Source organism: Aquiluna sp. Uisw_065 (genome assembly GCF_047731275.1).
GTDB lineage: Bacteria > Actinomycetota > Actinomycetes > Actinomycetales > Microbacteriaceae > Aquiluna.
The window spans coordinates 654,195-677,018 of record NZ_CP159836.1 but is presented as its reverse complement, the minus strand read 5'-3'; the positions used below and the strand labels follow the sequence as shown (position 1 = coordinate 677,018).

General features: G+C 51.8%; 23 protein-coding genes. 21 read left to right on the top strand and 2 right to left on the bottom strand.

All coding sequences use genetic code 11. The annotated features are described in order from the left end of the window. The first annotated feature begins 76 nt into the window (after window positions 1-76). From thrS to ABXT50_RS03340, 12 genes are read left to right on the top strand one after another with little or no spacing between them, the layout of a single operon-like run. Window positions 77-2,062 carry a threonine--tRNA ligase gene (gene thrS / locus ABXT50_RS03395; RefSeq protein ID WP_415274759.1) on the top strand — a complete coding sequence of 662 codons (1,986 nt, stop codon included), beginning with the start codon at window positions 77-79 and terminating at the stop codon, window positions 2,060-2,062. Then, window positions 2,062-2,595 carry an HIT family protein gene (locus ABXT50_RS03390; protein ID WP_415274758.1) on the top strand — a complete coding sequence of 178 codons (534 nt, stop codon included), beginning with the start codon at window positions 2,062-2,064 and terminating at the stop codon, window positions 2,593-2,595. Before thrS ends, ABXT50_RS03390 begins: the two co-directional genes overlap by 1 nt. Window positions 2,596-2,604: 9 nt before the next feature. Continuing rightward, window positions 2,605-3,498, top strand: a complete 894-nt coding sequence (pdxS, locus tag ABXT50_RS03385; RefSeq protein ID WP_415274757.1) for a pyridoxal 5'-phosphate synthase lyase subunit PdxS — start codon at window positions 2,605-2,607, stop codon at window positions 3,496-3,498. Beyond that, the gene (gene pdxT, locus ABXT50_RS03380; RefSeq protein WP_415274756.1) at window positions 3,499-4,071 is read left to right on the top strand and encodes a pyridoxal 5'-phosphate synthase glutaminase subunit PdxT; all 573 of its coding nucleotides are present in this window, start codon (window positions 3,499-3,501) and stop codon (window positions 4,069-4,071) included. A gap of 15 nt (window positions 4,072-4,086) precedes the next feature. Further along, window positions 4,087-4,842, top strand: a complete 756-nt coding sequence (locus ABXT50_RS03375; RefSeq protein WP_415274755.1) for a YebC/PmpR family DNA-binding transcriptional regulator — start codon at window positions 4,087-4,089, stop codon at window positions 4,840-4,842. Beyond that, the gene (gene ruvC, locus ABXT50_RS03370) at window positions 4,842-5,369 is read left to right on the top strand and encodes a crossover junction endodeoxyribonuclease RuvC (RefSeq protein WP_415274754.1); all 528 of its coding nucleotides are present in this window, start codon (window positions 4,842-4,844) and stop codon (window positions 5,367-5,369) included. The genes ABXT50_RS03375 and ruvC overlap by 1 nt, the downstream gene beginning before the upstream one ends. 4 nt (window positions 5,370-5,373) lie before the next feature. Beyond that, window positions 5,374-5,940: a Holliday junction branch migration protein RuvA gene (ruvA, locus tag ABXT50_RS03365; protein ID WP_415274753.1), complete on the top strand. Its 567-nt coding sequence runs from the start codon at window positions 5,374-5,376 to the stop codon at window positions 5,938-5,940. After that, entirely contained in the window at window positions 5,937-6,908 is a 972-nt protein-coding gene (gene ruvB, locus ABXT50_RS03360) for a Holliday junction branch migration DNA helicase RuvB (protein ID WP_415274752.1), read from the top strand. The genes ruvA and ruvB overlap by 4 nt, the downstream gene beginning before the upstream one ends. Before the next feature lie 56 nt (window positions 6,909-6,964). Continuing rightward, window positions 6,965-7,219 carry a preprotein translocase subunit YajC gene (yajC, locus tag ABXT50_RS03355; RefSeq protein ID WP_415274751.1) on the top strand — a complete coding sequence of 85 codons (255 nt, stop codon included), beginning with the start codon at window positions 6,965-6,967 and terminating at the stop codon, window positions 7,217-7,219. Window positions 7,220-7,221: 2 nt separating this feature from the next. Next, a complete protein-coding gene (secD, locus tag ABXT50_RS03350; RefSeq protein ID WP_415274750.1) occupies window positions 7,222-8,907 on the top strand; it encodes a protein translocase subunit SecD in 1,686 nt (561 codons plus the stop codon). Then, on the top strand, window positions 8,900-9,874 hold the full coding sequence (secF, locus tag ABXT50_RS03345; RefSeq protein ID WP_415274749.1) for a protein translocase subunit SecF: 975 nt from the start codon (window positions 8,900-8,902) through the stop codon (window positions 9,872-9,874). Before secD ends, secF begins: the two co-directional genes overlap by 8 nt. 30 nt (window positions 9,875-9,904) lie before the next feature. After that, window positions 9,905-12,130, top strand: coding sequence for a RelA/SpoT family protein (locus ABXT50_RS03340; protein ID WP_415274748.1), 2,226 nt, complete (start codon window positions 9,905-9,907; stop codon window positions 12,128-12,130). A 2-nt stretch (window positions 12,131-12,132) separates the two neighbouring features. On the opposite strand, the gene ABXT50_RS03335 is transcribed toward ABXT50_RS03340, so the two are convergent. Further along, the gene (locus ABXT50_RS03335) at window positions 12,133-13,347 is read right to left on the bottom strand and encodes a DUF349 domain-containing protein (protein ID WP_415274747.1); all 1,215 of its coding nucleotides are present in this window, start codon (window positions 13,345-13,347) and stop codon (window positions 12,133-12,135) included. A gap of 23 nt (window positions 13,348-13,370) precedes the next feature. Next, a complete protein-coding gene (locus ABXT50_RS03330; RefSeq protein ID WP_415274746.1) occupies window positions 13,371-14,135 on the bottom strand; it encodes a peptidylprolyl isomerase in 765 nt (254 codons plus the stop codon). 52 nt (window positions 14,136-14,187) lie between these two features. Here ABXT50_RS03330 and ABXT50_RS03325 point away from each other — a divergent pair, with 52 nt between their 5' ends. The 9 genes from ABXT50_RS03325 to aroC all read left to right on the top strand — a co-directional run bounded on the left by ABXT50_RS03325 (window position 14,188) and on the right by aroC (window position 22,817). Beyond that, complete coding sequence (locus ABXT50_RS03325; RefSeq protein WP_415274745.1) at window positions 14,188-15,423, top strand: replication-associated recombination protein A; 1,236 nt, start codon at window positions 14,188-14,190, stop codon at window positions 15,421-15,423. 110 nt (window positions 15,424-15,533) lie between these two features. Next, window positions 15,534-16,163: a 30S ribosomal protein S4 gene (gene rpsD / locus ABXT50_RS03320; protein WP_040325194.1), complete on the top strand. Its 630-nt coding sequence runs from the start codon at window positions 15,534-15,536 to the stop codon at window positions 16,161-16,163. Between the two features lie 8 nt (window positions 16,164-16,171). Continuing rightward, a complete protein-coding gene (locus tag ABXT50_RS03315; RefSeq protein ID WP_415274744.1) occupies window positions 16,172-16,519 on the top strand; it encodes a DUF948 domain-containing protein in 348 nt (115 codons plus the stop codon). 2 nt (window positions 16,520-16,521) lie between these two features. Further along, the gene (locus ABXT50_RS03310; protein ID WP_415274743.1) at window positions 16,522-16,716 is read left to right on the top strand and encodes a hypothetical protein; all 195 of its coding nucleotides are present in this window, start codon (window positions 16,522-16,524) and stop codon (window positions 16,714-16,716) included. A 3-nt stretch (window positions 16,717-16,719) separates the two neighbouring features. After that, window positions 16,720-19,353, top strand: a complete 2,634-nt coding sequence (gene alaS, locus ABXT50_RS03305; protein ID WP_415274742.1) for an alanine--tRNA ligase — start codon at window positions 16,720-16,722, stop codon at window positions 19,351-19,353. Then, window positions 19,353-19,790 (top strand): Holliday junction resolvase RuvX, encoded by a 438-nt coding sequence (gene ruvX / locus ABXT50_RS03300; RefSeq protein ID WP_415274741.1) that lies wholly within the window; start codon window positions 19,353-19,355, stop codon window positions 19,788-19,790. The genes alaS and ruvX overlap by 1 nt, the downstream gene beginning before the upstream one ends. Continuing rightward, window positions 19,783-20,856, top strand: coding sequence for an endolytic transglycosylase MltG (mltG, locus tag ABXT50_RS03295; RefSeq protein ID WP_415274740.1), 1,074 nt, complete (start codon window positions 19,783-19,785; stop codon window positions 20,854-20,856). The genes ruvX and mltG overlap by 8 nt, the downstream gene beginning before the upstream one ends. Then, entirely contained in the window at window positions 20,849-21,616 is a 768-nt protein-coding gene (locus ABXT50_RS03290; RefSeq protein ID WP_415274739.1) for a shikimate dehydrogenase family protein, read from the top strand. Before mltG ends, ABXT50_RS03290 begins: the two co-directional genes overlap by 8 nt. Window positions 21,617-21,620: 4 nt before the next feature. Further along, window positions 21,621-22,817 (top strand): chorismate synthase, encoded by a 1,197-nt coding sequence (gene aroC, locus ABXT50_RS03285; protein ID WP_415274738.1) that lies wholly within the window; start codon window positions 21,621-21,623, stop codon window positions 22,815-22,817. The last annotated feature ends 7 nt before the right edge of the window (window positions 22,818-22,824 follow it).

Genomic DNA, 22,824 nt, shown 5'->3' with positions numbered 1-22,824 from the left:
TGCAGTGTTGCTTACGGCATTACTAGCAAGGCATACCTAACTCGGTCAGTAGACTTTGTCGTGTAAAGGAGTACAAGTGAATATTTTGTTAGCAGGGAAGACTCACCAAGTAAGTGAGGGAGCCACCGGTTTTGATCTTTTCGAACTGCGTGAGGTCATTGCGATGCACGTGAATGGCGAGGCTAGGGATCTTTCTCATGTCGTAGCCGCCGAAGATCAAGTCGAGGGCATACTTATTGACTCTCCAGCGGGTCTGGAGATTCTTAGGCACTCCACGGCTCACGTCATGGCTCAAGCCGTGCAGGAGCTATTTCCGAGCGCAAAGCTTGGCATCGGGCCGTATATCACCGACGGGTTTTATTTCGATTTTGATGTTGAGGAACCTTTCGTTCCTGACGACCTAAAACGGGTAGAAAAACGCATGAAGGAACTAGTGGGCAAATCTCAGCGATTTACTCGCGTTGAAGTTTCTGACGAAGAGGCCAAGAGGCTTATGGCTGACGAGCCCTACAAGCTAGAACTAATCGGGCTGAAGTCCGAGGATGTTCAGGAGGGTTCGGTTGAGGTTTCATCCGGTGGGCTATCGGTGTATGAAAACACGAACCCAGACGGCAGCTTCGCATGGCGAGATCTTTGCAGAGGGCCTCACCTGCCAAACACGAGACAAATCGGCAAGAGCTTTTCTTTATCCAGGAGCGCGGCAGCCTACTGGCGAGGCAACGAAAACAATAAGCAACTCCAACGAATTTACGGCACCGCCTGGGCGACTAAAGAGGCGCTAACGGAACACCTAGACAGAATTGAACAGGCTGCGAAGCGCGACCACAGAAAACTTGGCGTGGAGCTTGACCTATTCAGTTTTCCCGAAGAAATCGGATCAGGGCTTGCGGTATTTCATCCAAAGGGTGGAATCATCCGAAAGGTCATGGAGGACTACTCACGTGCCAAGCACGAAGAGGCCGGGTATGAGTTTGTCTACACACCGCACATAACTAAGTCCAATCTCTTTGAACAAAGCGGACATTTAAACTGGTATTCGGATGGGATGTTCCCACCAATGAAGCTGGACTCCGAGGTCGGCGAAGACGGAGAGGTTCGCAAGCAGGGCGTTGATTATTACCTAAAGCCCATGAACTGCCCATTCCATATTCTGATTTTTAAGTCTCGTTCCAGAAGCTACCGAGAACTACCGCTTCGCATGTTCGAGTTTGGATCCGTTTATCGCTACGAGAAGTCCGGCGTTCTACATGGCCTCACGAGAGTTCGTGGCATGACGCAGGACGATGCGCACTTATTCGTCACCCAAGATCAATTGCAGCAGGAGCTAACCAGCGTTTTGAAGTTTGTGCTTGATCTTCTTCGCGATTACGGACTAAACGATTTCTACCTTGAGTTATCCACCAGAGAAGAAGGCAATCCAAAGTTTGTCGGTGAAGATGCCATTTGGGAATCCGCAACGAAAACGCTGGAGCAGGTGGCAAATGACTCCGGTTTGGAGCTAGTTGCAGATCCCGGCGGCGCAGCTTTTTATGGGCCAAAGATATCTGTTCAGGCAAGAGACGCTATCGGTCGCACCTGGCAAATGAGCACAATTCAGCTGGACTTTAATCTGCCAGATCGATTCAATTTGGAATACGTTGGCTCAGATGGTGCGAGGCATCAGCCGATCATGATTCACAGGGCCTTATTTGGATCCATCGAGCGATTCTTTGGGGTTCTAACTGAGCACTACGCTGGTCACTTTCCACCATGGCTAGCACCAGTTCAAGCGGTGTGTATACCCGTTGCAGACGAATTCGCAGATTATCTAGACATCTTCGCCAGTTCGCTGAAGAAGGAGGGAGTGCGCATAAACGTCGATCACTCTGACAGCCGGATGCAAAAAAAGATACGAGACCACACCCTTGATAGGGTTCCGTTCATAATCCTTGCTGGAGCCAGAGATGTTGAAGCTGGAACTTTGGCTTTTAGGTTCCGAGACGGGAATCAGCGCAATGACATTCCGCTTGAGGAAGCCAGGCAACTCATTCGAGATGCCATCGGCAACAAGGAACAGGTCTAATGAGCGAATACCTAGACAACATGACTGGGATGCAGGACGGCTTTGAAAGGCTGTGGACTCCACATCGCTTGGTTTACATTGAGGACCTGCAGAAGCCCCCAACCGATGACTGCGTTTTTTGCGATGCGCCAAATAAGTCAGACGAAGACGGACTGATAGTTAAGCGCGGAGTCACCGCGTATGTTCTTTTGAACCTGTTCCCTTATAACGCAGGGCACTTGCTCGTCTGCCCATATAGGCACGTCGCAACCTATGACAAGGCCACCCTTGAGGAGACCGCCGAGATCGCACTTTTGACCCAACAGGCGATGGCGACGATTGAAGCGACCTCGAGGGCTCACGGTTTTAATATCGGCATGAATCAAGGTCAAGTTGCTGGCGCCGGCATCGCAGAACACCTTCATCAACATATAGTTCCTCGTTGGCGGAATGATTCCAACTTTTTTCCGATTATTGCTCAGACCAAAGCAATTCCAAAACTTCTCGGTGAAGTTAGGGAAACAATTGCTACCAACTGGATAGACGGAGTTTAGGATTAGATCATGACAAATAACACGACAGAATCAACGCCTTTAGTTAAATCTGGATTAGCGGAAATGCTAAAGGGTGGCGTCATTATGGACGTTGTCAACGCGGAACAGGCAATCATTGCTCAGGATGCCGGAGCAGTAGCCGTGATGGCTCTAGAGCGTGTACCAGCAGACATCCGCGCTCAGGGTGGCGTAGCCCGCATGAGCGATCCAGACCTGCTCGACGGTATCAGGGCAGCTGTGTCGATTCCCGTCATGGCCAAGGTTCGCATCGGTCACTTCGTTGAGGCACAGGTTCTTCAGTCCCTCAAAGTTGACTTCATCGACGAATCAGAGGTCTTGAGCCCGGCTGATTACGTAAATCACATTGATAAGTGGAACTTTGACATCCCATTTGTTTGTGGTGCTACTAACTTGGGCGAGGCGCTTCGTCGCATCACCGAGGGTGCAGCCATGATCAGGTCCAAGGGCGAAGCCGGGACCGGCGACGTGTCGGAAGCCACCAAGCACATCAGGACCATTCTTGGCGAAATCCGAGCTCTATCATCCAGAAGCGATGACGAACTATTCGTCGCCGCCAAAGAACTTCAGGCCCCATACGCCCTTGTCAGGCAAGTAGCTAGAGAAGGAAAGCTGCCAGTAGTCCTGTTCGTAGCCGGAGGAGTTGCTACTCCTGCAGACGCGGCCATGATGATGCAGATGGGTGCAGACGGTGTGTTCGTTGGATCCGGAGTATTCAAGTCTGGTAACCCAGTGGCTCGTGCTGCGGCAATTGTCAAGGCAACCACTTTTTACAACGACGCGGACGTGATCGCAAATGCTTCCCGCGGTCTTGGTGAAGCGATGGTCGGCATAAACGTGAGTGACCTGCCAGCACCTCACCGACTTTCGGAGCGTGGCTGGTAATTGCGAATAGGCGTTCTCGCTCTTCAGGGCGATAGCCGAGAGCACCTTCTACTCCTAGAACAACTAGGAGTAGAAGGTCTCGCAGTTAGAACAGACAGCGATTTATCAAAAGTCAATGCGTTGATAATCCCTGGGGGAGAGTCAACGACCATATCGAAGCTTCTTGTTAATTTTGATCTAATGCCGCAGGTTCGAGACTTCGCCAAATCAAAGCCAGTGCTCGGCACTTGCGCCGGGCTGATTCTAATTTCTGATGAAGTAATCGGAGCTCTTCCAGATCAGCAGCTAATAACCGGGCTTCCAGTCAAGACAGAACGTAATGCTTATGGCGGTCAGCTGAATTCGTTTGAAGCCTCAGTGTCATTCGCGGATGGCACCACGGAAAACGTCGCCTTCATTAGAGCCCCGAGGATTCTCGATGCCGGTAACTGCGAGATTTTGGCAACACATAACCAGGAGCCAGTTGCCGTAAAGTTCCAGAATCTAATTGGCGCAAGCTTCCACCCGGAGCTGACTGGAGCCACGTATTTGCATAAGTTGTTCATTTTGCTCGTCGAAGAGCATCAAAGCTAGTAATTTAGAGGAATTATGTCAGGTCACTCTAAATGGGCAACAACAAAGCATAAAAAAGCAGCCAACGACTCCAAGAGAGCAAAGCTGTTTGCGAAACTTATTAAAAACATAGAGGTCGCTGCGCGCCTAGGCGGCTCTGACCTTGAAGGAAACCCGACGCTCTACGAGGCCATTTATAAAGCCAAGAAGCTTTCCTTGCCCGGCGACAACATTGATCGGGCTGTCAAACGTGGCGCGGGCGAATTAGGCGATGGCGTTGAATATCACAACATTATTTACGAGGGCTATGGACCAGCTGGGGTAGCTGTAATGATTGAATGCCTCACTGATAACAAAAACCGCGCTGCCGCCGAGGTCAGGCTAGCGGTCGGTAAAAATTCCGGAAACATGGCCGACCCTGGTTCGGTTAGCTACCAATTTGCACGCAAGGGTGTTATTTCGGTTCCAAGCTCCTACAGCGAGGATGAAATTCTTGAAGCCACCATTGAGCACGGCGTCGAAGACCTACAGCTAATAGGCGACAATTTTTTGCTCACCTGCGACCCAAGCAAGATGACGGAAACCAGAACTGCCCTCCAGCAGTCAACTATCGATTACGAATCGGCTGACGTGGAATTTGTTTCCTCTTTGAAGGTCGAAGTGGATGCCGCCAGTGCCAAGAAAGTCATTGATCTCATAGAAGCGCTAGAGGAGCTGGACGATGTCCAAGAGGTATACACAAACATGGAGATTTCAGAAGCCATAATGGCCGAGCTAGAAGCCATGAGCTAGTGGAGCTAATTCTCGGAGTCGACCCTGGGCTCACGCGCTGTGGATACGGCCTCATAACCGGCAATAAGGCGATCGATTATGGTCACTTCACCTCCTCACCAACCCAGGATCCGCGGGATCGTGTCGGCTCAATAGCCGAGTCTTTGAACCAGATTATTTCTGTCCACAAGCCAGTCCTCATCGCCATAGAGCGAGTCTTCGCTCAGGCTAACCTCAGAAGTGTGATGGGGGTCGCCCAGATCTCGGGCGCACTTATGGCCTTGGCCTTTAAGCACGACATACCGCTTGAGTTCTTTACGCCAAGCGAGGTCAAGCTCGCGGTTACTGGCAGCGGAAGAGCCGACAAAGTGCAGGTGTCAGAAATGGTTAAGCGCACGCTCAACTTGCAAGAAACCCCCAAACCGGCCGACGTCGCCGACGCCCTGGCGGTGGCGATTTGCGCATCTAAAAGAGCGCAGGGGCTGGGCACGAATGCCCAACAGAAGTGGGTCGCAGCCGCCAAGAGTGCCAACCGCAGATTAGGTTAGCAACGTGATATCGAGCTTGCAGGGAACCATCAGCCACTTGGGCTCAGATCGTCTTACCTTGGTTGTGTCCGGAGTCGGTTTTTCGATACAGGTAACCAGTCGTCACTCAGCCAAACTTGCCCTCGGCCAAGAGATCTTGATCCAAACAAAACTCGTCGTCAGAGAGGATGACCTGTCTTTATTTGGCTTTCAAACAAACCAAGAGGCCGAATTATTTGACTTGCTCTGCGGGGTAAATGGGATTGGGCCCAAACTAGCAATGACCACGCTGTCTGGGCTAACCGGCGAGCTATTAGTGAATGCCATCAATTCCCAGGACGAAAATGCCTTCCGGGCGATACCGGGAATTGGGCCAAAGACTGCAAAACTTGTTTTGATTACCCTGAGCGGCAAGGTTGGTCTTTCCTCCAGCGTCAGAGTTAATGAGAACGTGCTGCAGGCGATGCTTCAACTGGGTGGAGACGAACTCGCATCCAGAAAGCTTCTATCAAGCCTCGACCAGTCACTATCCGAATCCGCGTTACTCAAGCAGGCACTAGCTGAACTTGGCCGTTCTAAGTTGATCTCATGATGGATTCCGCACCAGAGGAGCGGGCGCTAGAAGCAGCCTTGAGGCCCAAAGTTCTAAGAGAGTTCGTAGGCCAAGACAAGGTTGTCAGTCAGATTTCTCTAGTGATCAAGGCGGCAAAGCTTGGGGGGAGGACCGCCGATCATATTTTGTTGGCAGGTCCTCCTGGCCTCGGAAAAACCACGCTTGCCATGATCGTTGCCCACGAAGCAGAGCGAACACTCAAGCTAACGAGCGGCCCAGCAATTCAGTCCTCGGGGGATCTGGCATCAATACTCTCCGCTCTAGAGGCTGGCGACGTACTGTTTATCGACGAAATCCACCGAATGTCCAGAAGTGCCGAAGAGATGCTGTACCTCGCAATGGAGGATTTTCGAGTTGACGTGATGGTTGGCAAGGGCCCGGGAGCTGCGTCAATTTCTCTTGACATCGAGCCGTTTACACTCATTGGCGCAACTACTAGAAGCGGAATGCTACCCACTCCACTTCGAGACCGTTTCGGTTTCACGGCTTTCCTCGAGTATTACGAGGCTCACGAAATTGCACGAGTGCTAGAAGCTTCATCGCTAAAACTTGGCATCAACCTTGAGGCCGAGGCGCTTGATTTACTGAGCACCCGGTCCAGGGGCACGCCTCGCATAGCAAATCGCCTACTTAGGCGAGTGCGAGATTTCGCCAGTGTCAATGAACACAGTGTTATTGACTACGGGATTGCCTTGGATGCCATGGCGCTTTTTGAGGTTGACAAATTAGGCCTAGATCGAGTGGATCGAACTCTTTTGACGATGTTGGCTACTAAATTTAGCGCCAAGCCGGTTGGCCTTTCAACCCTTGCTGTCGCGCTAGGCGAAGAGCCCGAGACCATCGAAGCGGTGATCGAACCCTTCTTGATTAGAGCCGGTTTATTGCAACGAACACCGCGCGGCAGAGAGATAACAAGTCACGGTTTAACGCATTTAGGGATTCAGTAGAGCAGGTTTTTCATCTAAGCCCTATAATTTCGGGGTACCAATCGGTTAGGAATACCTTGGATTTAATACTATTAGCGGTCCTTGCCGCCATGATTCTGTTGCTGGTAAATCAGAACAGAAAACGTAAGCGTGACGCAGCGAACTTGGTTCAGACTCTCCAAGTGGGCTCCAACGTCATCCTTCATGCAGGCATCAAAGGCACGGTTATCGCCATAGGCGAAGATGACCTAGAGATTGAGACCACGCCAGGCACGAAACTCAAAGTGCTGAAGCAGGCAGTGCGAGCAATCCAGACCTCTGAGGAGAACTAGCTTTGGCCGAGAATACCACTACGAGAACCTCGAGACGAAAGCTCTCATGGCTCACAGGCATTGCAGTCTTTTTCGTTGGGCTTATGATTTGGGGCGTAGCTACGGTTCAACCTGGAGCGGCCTTCGCCCCCGAGTTGGGTCTTGACCTTCAGGGCGGTACGCAAATTATTCTGACTCCAACGATTGCCGAGGGTGATGAGGCGAGTTCCGAGCAGCTAACCCAAGCCGTCACGATTATTCGACAGAGAATCGACGGATCCGGTGTTGGAGAAGCACAGGTTTCAATTCAAGGGAATCAAAACATTGTTGTTGCAATCCCCGGAACTCCAGATCCGACGACTCTTCAGCTGATTAAGGCCAGTGCGCTGCTCGAGTTCAGGCCCGTCATTGTTCAGGGTGTTTCTACACCTGCAGCCGAGGGCGCATTGCCAGTGGACCTAGAAACTTTCAGTGACACAACCTCTACTACGCCAGTCAATGCCAGCGACACTGCCTGGATAACTGAACGGCTTCAGGCGCAATTTGAAAACCTAGACTGCACTTCGCCCTTTAGGGCCCCCGGACAAGTGGATGATCCGACTGTGGGACTTGTGACTTGCGACGAATCGTCGCTGTACAAGTACATTCTTGGTCCCGTGGAAGTACAGGGCGCTAACATTTCCGACGCTAGTGCCGGAACAGTTACCACCCAAACTGGTGCAAGCACTAACACTTGGGCAGTCAACTTGGAGTTCAATGGAACGGGCACCGACGCCTTTGGTTTGGTGACTTCGAGGCTGTTCGGGCTTCAGAGCCCAGCGAATCAATTTGCGATCACTCTGGACGGCTTGGTGATTACAGCTCCATCGACGAATGCGGTTATCACCAACGGTCAAGCACAGATAACGGGATCATTCACTCAAGAATCCGCAACTGTACTGGCTGATCAACTGAAGTATGGTGCCCTCCCCATTGGCTTTGAAGTTCAGTCACAGGAGAACATTTCCGCGACTCTTGGTTCGGAGTCTCTGCGTTCAGGACTGCTAGCAGGACTCATCGGTCTTATCTTTGTGATTATCTACATGGCCTTCCAGTACAGAGGTCTAGCAACTGTAGTTCTCGGTTCTTTGATCGTGGCAGCGCTATTGGTCTATCTAGCAATTGCGTTCCTGTCTTGGAGGCAGGGCTACAGGCTCTCACTTGCCGGGGTAGCTGGTCTGATCGTAGCTATTGGTATCACTGCTGACTCGTTCATTGTCTACTTTGAAAGAATTAGGGATGAGCTTCGAGACGGTCGGAATCTTGAAAGTGCCGTTGAAGCCGGTTGGAAGCGAGCAATTCGTACCATTCTTATCTCGGATGCCGTTAGCTTCACTGCAGCGGTAGTTCTTTACCTGCTAACAAGCTCTTCGGTAAGAGGCTTCGCCTTTACTCTGGGCCTCACCACTTTGATCGACCTCTTGGTAGTGACCATGTTTACACATCCACTCGTGCAGCTATTGGCTAGAAACAAGTTCTTCGCCTCGGGTCACCGTTTCTCCGGATTCGACCTTTCGGCTAGAGAGGTTTCCTATAAGGGCCGCGGTGAATTTAGGGTGGCCAAGTCGCTAGCCGGAGGCAAGGCCGAAAAGTCTTCAAAGGAAGCACAAAAACGACAGACAATTGCTGAGCGAAAAGCTTTGGCGGGTCAGGGAGATCAAGATGAGTAGGGCAAGAGATTTCGGAAACCAGCTTTACTCCGGTGAGCGAAGCTTTAATTTTGTAGCCCGAAGGAAAACCTGGTACATCATCGGAGCTGTGGCCGTCATTTTGGCACTGTTGTTGCCTATCGCGCGTGGCGGGTTCAACTTTGGAATTGAGTTCCGTGGGGGTTCTGAATTTAGGCTCACGAACTCTCAAGAGTTACCCCACCAGCTTGCGGTAGATGTAATATCCGAAATCTCCCCGGGTTCTCAAGTCAACGTAACTGACGTTGGGCTTGCCGACATTCGTATTCAGACCGAGCAGCTCGTCGACGTAGAGTCAGAGCGAGCTCGTGTGGCTCTCGCCGCGGCATACGGTATAGAGGATGCCGCTGTAGCATCCAGCTTCATTGGCCCCAACTGGGGCGCAGATGTTACCAATCAAGCCCTGATGGGGCTTGTCGTATTCCTAATACTGGTGTCTCTTTTGATAGCCGTTTACTTCAGAAGCTGGAAAATGTCGGTAGCTGCGGTCCTCGCTCTTGCCCACGACTTGATTCTTACTGCCGGAATTTATGCCGCTGTTGGTTTTGAGGTGACGCCAGCTGCGGTGATTGGATTCCTTACAATTTTGGCCTACTCGCTTTATGACACGGTCGTCGTGTTCGATAAGGTTCGCGAAAATACGCTAGAAGTTGAGTACTCAGAAACTCGTACATTTGGCGAGATGGTAAACCTCGCGGTTAACCAAACACTGATTCGATCGATCAATACATCGGTTGTCGCCGTCCTACCAGTGGCTTCAATCCTGTTTGTCGGGTCTTTGTTGCTGGGTGCCGGAACCCTTAGGGACATCGCCTTGGCGCTGTTTGTTGGAACTATTGTCGGAACCTACTCATCCATCTTCCTGGCGGCCCCGATTTATGCTCATCTGCGCGAATCTGAGCCGACTTTGAAGAAAGCTGCAGACAAAGTATTCGCAAGCCGCGCGTAGACTTGAGTCCATTCAAAAGAGGATGGAAACATGACAGATGCGAAGAGCAGTTCCCTTCGCTCACGTCTGCCTAAAATATTTACGAAGTCTTCGACTTCTTACGGCACCGACTTGGCTTCTCTCATTCGTGTAGTCAAATCAAACCACCCCAAAGCCGACCTGATTGTGATCGACAAGGCTTTCCAGTACGCCGAGAAGTACCACACCGGCCAGCTGAGAAAAAGTGGAGAAGAGTACATAACCCACCCGCTTGCGGTAGGCAGGATCCTCGCTGACCTTGGCTCTGGCCCGGCAACAATTGCTGCAGCGTTACTGCACGACACCGTAGAGGACACTGACTACTCCATAGAGGCCCTTGAGAAGGACTTTGGTCCCGAAGTGGCTCTATTGGTCGATGGAGTCACGAAACTGGACAAGGTCAAGTTCGGAGACAGCGCGCAGTCTGAAACCATGCGCAAGATGGTGGTCGCCATGAGCAAGGACGTGAGGGTTCTTGTCATCAAGCTCGCGGACCGACTTCACAATGCAAGAACTTGGGGTTTCGTTAGTCCCGAGTCGGCACGGAAGAAGGCCCAGGAAACACTGGAAATCTACGCGCCACTAGCTCACCGTTTGGGTATTTCAACGATGAAAGTTGAGCTCGAGGACATCAGCTTTAGCGTCCTCTACCCGAAGGTGTACGAAGAGATTGTCTCTCTGGTTGGTCAAAGAAACCCCCTGAGGTCCGACTACACGCAGAACGTAATAGACGAAATCTCCTTTGAACTGCGAAACGGCAAGGTTAAATCAAAGATAGATGGACGCCCTAAGCAGTACTACTCGATTTACCAGAAGATGGTGTTGCGCGGAAGGGAGTTCGACGACATCTACGACCTCGTGGGCGTGAGGGTTATAGTGGCAAGCGTAAAAGACTGCTATGCCGCCCTGGGTGCCATACACGCCCGCTGGTCGCCGTTACCGGGCAGGTTCAAGGACTACATTGCGATGCCGAAGTTCAATCTTTATCAGTCGCTGCACACGACAGTTGTCGGCCCAGACGGTAGGGCAGTGGAGATACAGATACGAACGCTGGAGATGCACCAGCGTGCCGAGTTTGGTGTCGCAGCCCACTGGAAGTACAAGGCTCAGTCAGGAAAGAGCGAAAAGGAGGTCGACTTCGCCTGGATGAAGCAACTCTCCGATTGGCAAGAGGAGACCGCTGATCCCGGCGAGTTCCTTGATAATTTGCGATTTGAAATTGGTGCCAAAGAGCTCTACGTCTTCACGCCAAAGGGGAAGGTCGTCGGGCTGGCAGCCGGATCGACGCCAGTGGACTTCGCGTATGCGGTTCACACAGAGGTAGGACATAAGACCATCGGCGCGAAGGTTAACAGTCGATTGGTGCCACTTGAGAGCAAACTGCAGGCCGGAGATTCCGTGGAGGTATTGACTTCGCGGTCAGAGTCCGCCGGACCGAGCAAGGATTGGTTGAACTTCGTGGCTTCTCCGGGGGCCCGCGCGAAGATAAAGCATTGGTTTGCGCAGGAGCGCAAGGAAATTGCTACGGAGGACGGAAAAGAGGCATTGGCTCGAGGGCTCAGGAGAAAAGGTCTTCCTGTTCAATCGCTTATGTCCTCTGATTCGCTTACAAAGCTCGCCGAAGAGCATGGCCTCGTCGGGGTTCCAGCCTTATTCAACGCGATAGGACAGGGTCAGCTAACTGTCAGCACCGTGATTGACCGACTTAAGCAACTTGAAGGCCTAGCGCCAGAGGCTATTACCGAGGAGCTGCCGATACAGGTTCCTAAGTCTCTGCGTCAAAGAAGAAACGAATCTCAGGGAGTGCTGGTCAAAGGGGACCCAGATGTCATGTCGAAGATGGCTAGATGCTGCACCCCGGTGCCTGGAGATGAAATTACCGGATTCATTACTCGCGGCGAGGGAGTTTCGGTGCACCGGATGGACTGTAAAAACGTTCAATCTCTTGCAAAAGAGAGACTTGTTGAAGTTTCCTGGGCCGATGAAGCCAGGGGAGTGTTCATGGTTCAGATTCAGATTGAGGCCCTGGATCGCTCCGGCCTGCTAAGTGATGTAACGCGAGTGTTGACCGAAAGTCATGTAAACATCCTCAACGCGTCGGTTTCAACCGGTAAGGACAGAGTAGCGATTAGCAAGTTTATTTTTGAGATGGCGGACCCATCACATCTGGATCACGTTCTAAACCAAGTCCGGAGAGTAGAAGCCGTTTACGACGTCTATCGGGTCAAAAGCAACTAAGGCTAATCAACAGCCTGAGATGCAGCTAGCAGCCAAGCCTTGCGGGCGGTTATCTGCTCTTCAATTTCCTTTTTCTTCTCAGGTTTAGCAAGCTCGAGGCTCTTCTCAAGCCCGGCAATCGCATCCTCGAGTTGCGAAACCAAGGAATTCGAGCGTGCTTTTGCAGCCGGATCGGATCGTCGCCATGCGTCAGCAGCAGCATCAGCAATCTTCTTCTCTGCTTTTCTTAGTGGATCTTCTATTTTCCTGACCTGGTCACGCGGGATGTGTCCGATTTTTTCCCAGCGCGCTTGGATATTGCCCAAAGTTTTCTTAGCTGACTCAAGGTCATCAAAGTTCAGCGCTTCAATCTCGAGGTTCAGAGCGCTCTTCTTTTCAAGGTTCGCCTTCTGACTTGTCTCAATCTCGGCATCCTCAGCTTTTTTGGCAGCAAAGATAGCGTCGCCCGCGGCACGGAACTCTTTCCACAGCGCCTCTTCTGCTTTCCCGGCCTTGCCGGCCAATTTCCATTGATTTTGGAGCTTTTTGTATTGGTCCGTTGCTCCAGCACCCTTGGCTAGTAGAGCCTTTGCACTTTCTACAAGGGATGTCTTCTCGGCTTTAGCTTCCTTAAACGCGCCATCCAAATTGGAGAAAAAGGCACGGCGTCCCTGTTCGAATTTAGCGCGGGCCTGGGAGAATCGCTTCCAAATCGGATCGGTCTTAGCCTTCGGAACCTTCGGGCCTTCCTTTTGAAGCTTTTGCCAACGCTCAAACAACTCGGTCATTTCGACGGCAGACTTTTTCCAATTGATGCCTCCGAGGTTGGCTACTAGGGCCTCTGCTCTGGTGGCGATTTCTTCTTTGGCAACCATTGCAAGCTGATTTGCTGCAGCTCGCTCTTCGTTGGCCTTGGCGCTGGTGGCATCAATTAGCCCAGTCACTGCCTCGACACGATCACGCAAGTTCTGAACATTTCCGACTGCCTTTGGCTCAACTAGCTCGGCCTTCAGGTGTTCACGAGTGGTTTTCAAGCTTTTGGCATCTGTGATTCCGGAGGCTAGTCGCTGCTCTAGGGTTCGGACTTGGGCCGCTAGGTCGTCAAATTTTCGCGTGAAATAGCTCAGCGCATCCTCTGCGGGGACATTTGGATATTGACCGACGATGCGCTCTTGGCCACCGTCTATCAAGTAGACGTTGTTAGCCTCATCTACGCGACCGAATTCACTGCTTGTCAAGGGTTGCTCCTACTGGTTTTGTCTTACTCTACCGAAACAGAACTTATCAATACTTCATCTAGCGGAGATGCGTCCGAGGAGCCATCAATTGTCCCGGCCTCTGCGATCGCCTTCACTCCATCCAGACCGCTCGTAATGGAGCCAAAGACGGTATAGCCGCCAACTGCATCAGAGGGGATGGTCGAATCTTGATAGACGATAAAAAACTGAGAACCCATGGAGCTATCGTCACCACCGCGACGAGCCATTGCCAATACGCCTTCGGTGTAGAGGTCGGCTTCGGGTGCATTTTCGATTGGTCCCCAGTTGTAGCCGGGGCCGCCGGTGCCATCGCCGCTTGGGTCGCCACATTGGAGCACGTAAATACCTGAAGTTACAAGTCGGTGACAGCTGACTCCTTCATAAAAGCCATTTTTGGAAAGTGAAATAAAGTTAGCTACTGCCTGTGGGGCAAGGTCTCCAGCAAGTTCGAACGACAGCTCTTGGCCATCTAGGTTTAGGGAACCGTTCCAGGCTCTTCCTTCGGCAAGACTTATATCCGGGACGCCGGTTGGATCGGCATCTTGGTCGGCAGCGGGAGTCTCAACCTGATCGGCTGTCGAAGCAACATCGGCTTCCTGGCCACCCGGTCCAAACGAAAAATAGGCAAGTTGGCCTGCGAATGCCAAGGCAACCGCTCCGGCCGCGACCGCGAAAAAGACTCGATTGTCCTTTTTGGACCTGACAGCTCTATTGCTGAGTAGGTCTTGCTTTGCCTGGTAATTCTCTAGCTTGCTGTTTGATTTCATAACTCACCCTTTTATCGCCTCCGTAATTCTAGGTGTTGCTTAGAGTTAGCGTGTGGTTGAAATTCCTCTTGCTGCCAGACTGAGACCAAATTCGCTTACTGAAGTGATAGGTCAGTCAAGGGCACTTATCGAAAATGGCCCGCTGGCAAGACTTATATCCGGCGACCAGTCCGGTAGCTGGCCGTCCGTCATTCTTTGGGGACCTCCCGGTAGTGGCAAGACCACAATTGCTCGTCTTATTGGAAATAATGAAGGCGCACATTTTCTAGAGCTCAGTGCAGTCAGTGCATCCGTTGCGCAGGTAAGAGAGCTAATAACCAAGGCCAAAGAGCTGAAGAATCTCTACGATCGCCCAACTGTTCTGTTCCTAGATGAGGTTCACCGATTCTCCAAATCTCAGCAGGATTCATTATTAAGCGCTGTCGAGTCCGGAATTATCACTCTGGTTGCTGCTACTACCGAAAACCCTTCATTTAGCGTTATCACGCCTCTAATTTCAAGGTCTGTGGTGGTGAAGCTTGATCCGTTGAATGACGCTGATGTTTTATCGATAATGAACCGTGCACTCGAATCAAAAAGCGGCCTACCGCATGCAAGCTTCGAAATCGATGCGCTTAGTTATTTAGCGAAGATCTCCAGTGGAGACGCCAGACGGGCTCTCACACTAATGGAAGCGGCCGCCAGTGGTTCAAGTAACTCAGTTAGCTTAGAGTCCGCCAAGTTGGCAGCACAGTCAACAATCGTCTATGACCAAGCAGGGGATCAGCACTACGACACCATCAGCGCATTCATCAAATCGGTTCGCGGCTCAGATGCTGACAGCGCACTGCACTATTTGGCAAGAATGATTGCGGGAGGTGAGGATCCGAAATTTATCGCGCGAAGATTATTGATTCTGGCCAGTGAGGATATTGGCCTGGCAGACCCTCACGCACTGGTGCTGGCCGAGGCAACCGCCGGAACGGTGGAACGCATTGGAATGCCTGAGGGAAGAATCCCCTTGGCGCAACTAACCATCTACCTAGCGCTCGCCCCGAAATCAAACCGTGCCTACCAGGCTATAAACAATGCAATGGCGGCCGTTGAAGCGGCCAACACTAAGCCGGTCCCAGCAGCACTAAGGTCGACCGGAGCCGTGGGCTACAAGTACCCGCATGATGACCCCAGGGGAGTTCTCCCACAAACATATCGCGATGGCGATGAAATCTTTTATCACCCTTCTGAGCATGGGTTTGAAGCAGAATTGGCTAAACGAGTGGAAATGATTAGAAAAATCCTCCCGAGATAGTGACACTTTCCCGTTCGCTCTGGTAGTATTTCTGGGTTATCTGGATTCAGCGGCTGTAATTCGGACACTACGAAATATCCAATTTAAAGTTTGATTTGAAAGGTACCTTTTTGTCAAAGGCAACTAGATCCCGCAGCAAGACCCGTCTATCGCGTGCCCTGGGCATCGCGCTGACGCCAAAAGCTGCAAAGTACATGGAAAAGCGACCTTATGGTCCAGGTCAGCACGGTCGCACGAAGCGCAAGACTGACTCTGACTACTCAGTTCGTCTCCGCGAGAAGCAGCGCTTACGTGCTCAGTACGGAATCCGCGAGGCTCAGCTTCGCAACACATTCAAGGAAGCCAAGCGCACTGCTGGCCTGACCGGTGAGAACCTGGTTGAGCTGCTAGAGATGCGACTTGATGCCCTAGTTCTCCGTTCAGGTATGGCCCGAACGATTGCTCAGTCACGCCAAATGGTGGTTCACCGTCACATCCTTGTGGATGGCGAACGAGTTGACCGTCCGTCCTTCCGCGTGAAGCCTGGACAGATGATTCACGTTCATGACAAGTCAGAGCGAACCGAGCCTTTCCAGGTAGCGGCCGCCGGAGGTAACTCCGATGTCCTGGCTAAGACTCCTGAGTATTTGGCAGTTGACCTCGACAAGCTCCAGGTGACTCTACTTCGTCGCCCGAAGCGCGAAGAGGTTCCTGTAACGTGTGAAGTTCAGCTTGTAGTTGAGTTCTACGCAGCTAGGTAGTTAGAGACATGACAGGCGGCGAAATAGCAATTGTGATTTTGGCCGCCAGCGCCGGACTGTTGGTTATTCTGTTGGGATTCCCTCTAGTCAAGCTCGGCAAGCTGCTAGATCAAACGGCTGCGACGGTAACCACCTTCAACGCTGAATTTGAGCCCATTCTTGTCGAGGCCAAGACCACCTTGGCCGAAGCGAATAAACAGCTCAAGCGCGTGGACAACATCACAAGAGATGTAGAGCAAGTAACGACGAACATCAGCTCATTAATTGCAGTCTTTACAGCTTCGGTCGGGGGACCGCTGACAAAGTTATTCGGCGTCGTTCAAGGCGTGGCTAAAGTGTTCGGCAAACGGAGGTAGTTATGTCAAAACTAGGTTGGTTCTTAGCAGGCGTTGGAATGGGTTTACTCGCGTTGCAGCAGCTTCGGGATAACCCGAAGGCACAGGGCGCCGTGGATGAAATACGAATAGCCGCAAAAGATTTCTCGGATTCGATCGCAGCAGGTTACCAAGAGCGCGAAGCTGAGCTCAGAACTTCAGCTAAAACTAAGAAGTAGCAAATGAAGACTGCCGAAATAAGGCGTCGGTGGCTGTCCTACTTCGAGAGCAAAGGGCACACGATTGTCCCCAGTGCGCCCCTTATAAGCCAAGACCCGACTCTAATGTTTGTGGTCGCCGGAATGGTGCCTTTTATCCCTTACATGTCCGGGGTCATGCCATCTCCGTTTACGCGGGCTACCTCGGTTCAAAAGTGCGTCAGAACACTTGACATCGATGAGGTGGGGAAGACAACCCGCCACGGTACTTTCTTCCAGATGAACGGAAACTTTAGTTTCGGTGATTACTTCAAAAAAGAAGCTATTAGTTATGCCTGGGAATTATTGACTTCGTCAGTCGAGACCGGCGGATATGGATTCGAACCAGAGAAACTCTGGGTAACAGTCTATGAAGACGACGAAGAATCGATTCAGTTGTGGTTGGACCACACCAATGTACCAATGGAGCGAATTCAGAAGCGCGGAATGGCGGATAACTATTGGTCAACCGGTCAGAGGGGACCCGCGGGGCCATGCTCGGAAATATATTTTGATCGAGGACCTGATTACGGGGTTGAGGGTGGTCCGGCTGCGGACGAAGATCGATACATTGAAATCTGGAATCTAGTCTTTATGCAGTATGAGCGAGCGGACGGCGGCACCAAGGACCACTTCGAAATCATAGGTGACCTACCAGCAAGGAACATCGACACTGGAATGGGACTGGAGCGGGTCGCATTCTTGCTCCAGCAAGTCGAGAACATATACGAAATTGATCAGATTCGTCCACTCATAGATCTAGCAAGTCAATTAAGTGGAAAGAAGTACGGAGCCCTCGAAATTGATGATGTTCGGATGCGGGTCATCGCTGACCACATTCGCTCTTCTCTAATGCTGATGTCCGATGGGGTGAGCGCCTCTAACGAAGGACGCGGATACGTTCTTCGGAGGCTGTTGCGGCGGTCAATTAGAGCCCTGAGGCTTCTTGGTGTAACTGAGAGCAGTTTCGAGAAGCTGTTTACGGTTAGCAAGGATGCCATGGTTGAGGCATACCCAGAACTAGAAGAAAATTTCCCACGAATTCTTAGAAGTGCCCTCTCAGAGGAGACGGGATTCGCCAGAACCTTAGAAACCGGGACATTAGTTCTCGAGCAGGCGATTGCTGAAGCAACTGGAATCCTGTCCGGCGCCACAGCGTTTGAATTGCACGACACCTACGGGTTTCCAATTGATCTAACCGTCGAAATTGCGGCCGAATCCGGACTCGAAGTAAATCGAGAAGGTTTTGCTGAGCTCATGGATCAACAGAAACAGCGGGCCAAGCAGGACGCCAAAGACAAGAAAATGGGCGGAGGGTCACTCCAGGTTTATAGCGAAGTTCGCTCCTATGGAGAGACTCAATTTACCGGCTACGACTCTTTAGAGGGCTCCTCGACAATTATTGGTCTCATCAGAGACGGCGTATCGGTCAAAACCTTGAGCCAAGGGCAAATCGGGGAAGTATTTTTGAACTCGACGTCCCTGTATGGAGAGTCAGGCGGACAGGCAGCCGACGCCGGGATCATAACTGGAGACGGCTTTACACTCGAGGTTTTAGATGTTCAAAAACCAGTCAAGGGTCTATTCGCCCACAAGGTAAAGGTCTCTTTCGGTGAGGTCGCAGTAAATTCGGCGGCGACCACGATTGTCGATGCGGATTGGCGTCTCGGGGCTTGCCAGTCGCACAGTGCCACTCATGTTGTCCACGCAGCAATCAGACAAGTGCTGGGACCTCAGGCTTTGCAATCGGGGTCTTTCAACCGCCCGGGTTACATGAGGTTGGACTTCGCATGGGGCGAAGGCCTAAGCGAAGCCACCAAAAGCGAAATCGAAGAGGTTACAAACCTCGCCATAAGATCGGATTTGTCGGTCACCGCGCAATTCATGACAGTAGGGGCGGCCAAAGAGTTCGGCGCAATAGCCTTATTTGGGGAAACGTATGACGAACAGGTAAGGGTTGTTCAAGTCGGTGGCCCATGGTCAAGAGAACTCTGTGGTGGCACACACGTCGGAAGGACTGCTCAAATTGGCTTGGTGAGCGTCCTGTCAGAGGCGTCTGTAGGTTCCGGCTCGAGAAGGATAGAAGCGCTCGTTGGCATGGACGCACTAACTTCACTTCAGGCCGAACGGGATCTAGTTAGAAGACTGGCACTTCAGTTGAAAGCTCCGGCCAGTGAGGTCGAGGCTCGAGTCGCTGAGTCGCTGGCGGAACTAAAAGTTTCGAACAAGGCAGTCTCGGACATGGAAATGGCAAAGCTTCAGACTCAAATACCCACCCTGGCTGAAGCTGCGACTGAAGTAAACGGAATTGATCTTCTCGCGCTAGAGGTCGACATCCCAGATTCAGATCAGCTTCGTACTCTTGCAATGGGCCTAAAATCTCACCTCGGCGCGGCCTCTATCGTAATTTTAGGCAGCAAAGCCAGCGGCTCGGCCGTGGTGATTGTTGTTGCGGGCGCAGCTTCAGTGACAAAGGGCTATAAGGCTGGGGAACTAGTTTCGGTGGCCTCCAAAGTACTAGGCGGTGGCGGTGGCGGAAAGCCTGAGCTTGCTCAGGGCGGCGGTACTAACGTTGAAAAGCTTTCTCAGGCAATCGCGGCGGCAGCCGCAATGGTGTGATGAGAAAGATTGCCGTAGATGTTGGGCTGGCTCGCATCGGAGTTGCTATTTCGGTTGACTCGCTTGCAATTCCGCATTCCGTCATTAGTCAAGGCCAAACCGCAATTGCAGAGCTTGTGGATATTTACAACGAGAAGAATGCCGAGTGCATCTACGTCGGCCTCCCTCTTTCTCTTCGAGGCGGCCATACAGCCAGCACCAGAATGGCGATTGATTTCGCCGAACTCATTGCCCTACAGGGGATTCCAGTCAGGCTCATTGACGAAAGACTCACCTCAAAAACAGCCCAGCAATCTCTTCGACAAGCCGGCAAGAATGCAAAACAGCAAAAGGCAATAATTGATGCCTCAGCTGCTTGTCTTATATTGGAGTTCGCGCTTGCTTCGGAGAAACACGGGGAGCTAGCCGGAAGAGGATTGGACAATTTGGATGACTGATGGTTTGGAGCCGATGCCACCAAAGAGGAGTTCGAAGCGTTCCTGGCTCGCTGCGATTATTTCGATTGTCGTAGTCGGGACGATAGTCGGCGGCGGTTTATTTGTCGCAAGCTCAAATGTTCAAGACTTTCTGTCTCGTTTCCAAGTAGAAGATTATGACGAGCAAGCTGGGCCCAGCACGGTGCTAATAATTTCGCCGGGGGATACTGGCGAGGACGTCGCCAAAAAAATGGTCGAGGCAGATATCATCAAGAGTTTCGATGCAATCTATCGGGACATGCTCAACGTCGATTTGGTAATCTTCCCGGGCAGCTATGAGTTTCCTACAAAACTATCGGGTTCGGCCGCTTTAGAGCTTTTGATGTCTGGAGCTAATCGACTTAACGTTACAACGACCATCCCCGAGGGTCTCGGCGTGGCCCAGATTCTTCCTAGGTTGTCCGAGGACTTGGGTCTTACTATCGCGGAGCTCGAACAAGGAATTAAAGATCAGCTTTCCCGGATCCCGGCTGATGCACCTAGCATCGAGGGTTTTCTGTTTCCAGCAACTTACAGCTTTGACCCAAATCCAGACGCGGGCGAAGTGATAAAGGCAATGGTTGACCGCATGGAACAAGAGCTTTTGAAATACGAGATTCCACTGGCCGAGTCACTGCCTACGCTCACTTTGGCCTCAATGGTCGCAAGCGAAGGTAGGTTCGAGGAGGACCTATTCAAGATCTCCCGGGTCTTTCTAAACCGGCTTGACATAGGCATGGCGCTTCAGTCCGATCAAACCGTGAAATACCGATATAAAGGAAATCTCGAGTCGTTCCAGGAAGGACTCAAGGATACCGAATCACTGTTCAATACATTCAGTAACCCCGGATTACCAATTGGGCCGATAACTAATCCAGGAGGTTTGGCTATTGAGGCTGCGCTTCGACCCGCTGAGGGTGCTTGGCTTTACTTTGTAGCGATAAACCTTGATACCGGGGAAACAGTTTTTTCTGAAACATTACGTGAGCACGAAATTGCCGCTGAGGTTTACAGGCAGTGGCTGCGGGATAGCCCCGATTATGACTAATCACTACGCGGTCCTTGGCTCACCGATTTCTCACTCTAAGTCACCGTTGATACACAGCACCATCTTCAATCATCTAAACACCGATGCCGACTACACGTCTCATGACGTAATTGACTTGGCAGGCTTTTTGGAGAGCAACCGAGTGCTTTCTGGCCTCAGCGTAACCATGCCGCTAAAGGATCAGGCCTTTGCGATTGCTAATGACCTCGATTTTTGGGCTCAGCGCACAGAGTCAGTCAATACTCTGAAAAAAACGGAATCTGGATGGGCCGGTTACAACACCGATGTGTTCGGACTGCGCCAGGCCACCAGTCACTTGACCTTTCAATCAGTTGCAGTGCTTGGAACTGGGGCAACCGCCAGGTCAGCCCTAGCGGCATTCCAGGGCTCGACCTTGATGCTCTGGGGTCGTGACCAAGATTCAGTAAGTGAGCTTTCAGGCAGATTCGATGCACAAAATAAGGACCTTGAGACCGCTCTGTCAGCGGACCTAGTTGTTAGCACTATCCCGGGTCAAGCACTAGCTGGACTCACTCCCAAGGACGCCGGGTACCCGGGTACGCTATGCAGTGCCGATTACGGAATCGATGCCCATCAAGCTGGCGCGTCATTCAAGAATCTCCTATCCGGTCTGGAAATGCTCATCTGGCAGGCAGTTGGCCAGCAGAGGATTTTTACCGGACTCGGCCCAAATGCGCCGCTACGAGACGAAGAACTTTTGATAGAAGCCATCAAGCAAGCGCTAGACATGGCAAAATAGAGAGATGATTAGATGGATAACTGCCGGTGAATCACACGGCCCGGAACTAATTGGGGTCATTGAGGGCCTCCCTGCTGGAGTGCCAATTCTGGACGAGGACCTTCAACAGGCTCTTGCCAGAAGAAGGCTCGGTTATGGCCGAGGAGCAAGAATGAAATTCGAACAGGATCTCATCTCGCTATCTAGCGGAATCAGGTTTGGCCTTTCTCAGGGTGGACCAATAGCAATTCGGATAGCAAATACCGAGTGGCCAAAGTGGGAAACAGTAATGAGCGCAGCACCAGTGGACCCTGAGCAGCTAAGTGGAGGCCGTGCTGCGCCCCTAACACGTCCTCGTCCTGGTCACGCAGACTTCACGGGCATGCAAAAGTATGGCTTCGATGAGGCCAGGCCGGTTCTTGAAAGAGCCAGCGCCCGGGAAACCGCAACTCGCGTGGCACTGGGAGCCATAGCTCAAAAGTTTTTATCGGAACTGGGCATTGAGCTAGTCACTCATACCATTGCTATCGGCTCGGCGATTTCCAAAGCTGAGTCTCTTCCTAGTCCAAAGGATCTGGCTTATCTAGATGCCGACCCAGTCAGGTGCTTCGACAAAGCGGACTCAGACGCAATGGTCGCCGAAATTGATGATTGTCATTCCACGGGGGACACAGTTGGCGGGGTTTGTGAAACTCTTGTTTATGGTTGCCCTCCAGGACTTGGTAGCTATGTTCACTCGGATCGACGATTAGATTCTCAGTTAGCTGCGGTTGTGATGGGCATACAAGCCATGAAATCCGTAGAAATCGGCGACGGAATCGAAACCACGAGACGTCGGGGAAGCGTCGCGCACGATGAAATCGTGAATAGCGATGAGGGCGTTCAGCGCCTAACCGATCGAGCCGGAGGTATCGAGGGCGGCATGACCAACGGCGAGATAGTGCGCGTTAGAGCCGGCATGAAGCCTATAAGCACTGTTCCAAGGGCGCTCCAGACAATCGACACTGGCACAGGTGAATCAACCACTGCCCACCACCAGCGCAGCGATGTTTGTGCCGTTCCGGCATCTGGAGTAGTTGTAGAGGCCATGGTGGCACTTGTTATAGCAAATGCCGTACTGGAAAAGTTTGGTGGGGATTCAGTCAAAGAGGTTCTCCGCAACATGAACTCTTACCTCGAAAGCATTCCAGAGGCGTTGCAATCGAGGATTGTCAGACAATAGTGATGGG

Excerpts from the sequence above, each read along its gene's own strand:
- ABXT50_RS03390 (WP_415274758.1), top strand. The coding sequence starts at position 2,062 with ATGAGCGAATACCTAGACAACATGACTGGGATGCAGGACGGCTTTGAA.
- pdxS (WP_415274757.1), top strand. The coding sequence starts at position 2,605 with ATGACAAATAACACGACAGAATCAACGCCTTTAGTTAAATCTGGATTA.
- ABXT50_RS03375 (WP_415274755.1), top strand. The coding sequence starts at position 4,087 with ATGTCAGGTCACTCTAAATGGGCAACAACAAAGCATAAAAAAGCAGCC.
- ruvB (WP_415274752.1), top strand. The coding sequence starts at position 5,937 with ATGATGGATTCCGCACCAGAGGAGCGGGCGCTAGAAGCAGCCTTGAGG.
- secF (WP_415274749.1), top strand. The coding sequence starts at position 8,900 with ATGAGTAGGGCAAGAGATTTCGGAAACCAGCTTTACTCCGGTGAGCGA.
- ABXT50_RS03340 (WP_415274748.1), top strand. The coding sequence starts at position 9,905 with ATGACAGATGCGAAGAGCAGTTCCCTTCGCTCACGTCTGCCTAAAATA.
- ABXT50_RS03330 (WP_415274746.1), bottom strand. The coding sequence starts at position 14,135 with ATGAAATCAAACAGCAAGCTAGAGAATTACCAGGCAAAGCAAGACCTA.
- ABXT50_RS03315 (WP_415274744.1), top strand. The coding sequence starts at position 16,172 with ATGACAGGCGGCGAAATAGCAATTGTGATTTTGGCCGCCAGCGCCGGA.
- ABXT50_RS03310 (WP_415274743.1), top strand. The coding sequence starts at position 16,522 with ATGTCAAAACTAGGTTGGTTCTTAGCAGGCGTTGGAATGGGTTTACTC.
- alaS (WP_415274742.1), top strand. The coding sequence starts at position 16,720 with ATGAAGACTGCCGAAATAAGGCGTCGGTGGCTGTCCTACTTCGAGAGC.
- ruvX (WP_415274741.1), top strand. The coding sequence starts at position 19,353 with ATGAGAAAGATTGCCGTAGATGTTGGGCTGGCTCGCATCGGAGTTGCT.
- mltG (WP_415274740.1), top strand. The coding sequence starts at position 19,783 with ATGACTGATGGTTTGGAGCCGATGCCACCAAAGAGGAGTTCGAAGCGT.
- ABXT50_RS03290 (WP_415274739.1), top strand. The coding sequence starts at position 20,849 with ATGACTAATCACTACGCGGTCCTTGGCTCACCGATTTCTCACTCTAAG.
- aroC (WP_415274738.1), top strand. The coding sequence starts at position 21,621 with ATGATTAGATGGATAACTGCCGGTGAATCACACGGCCCGGAACTAATT.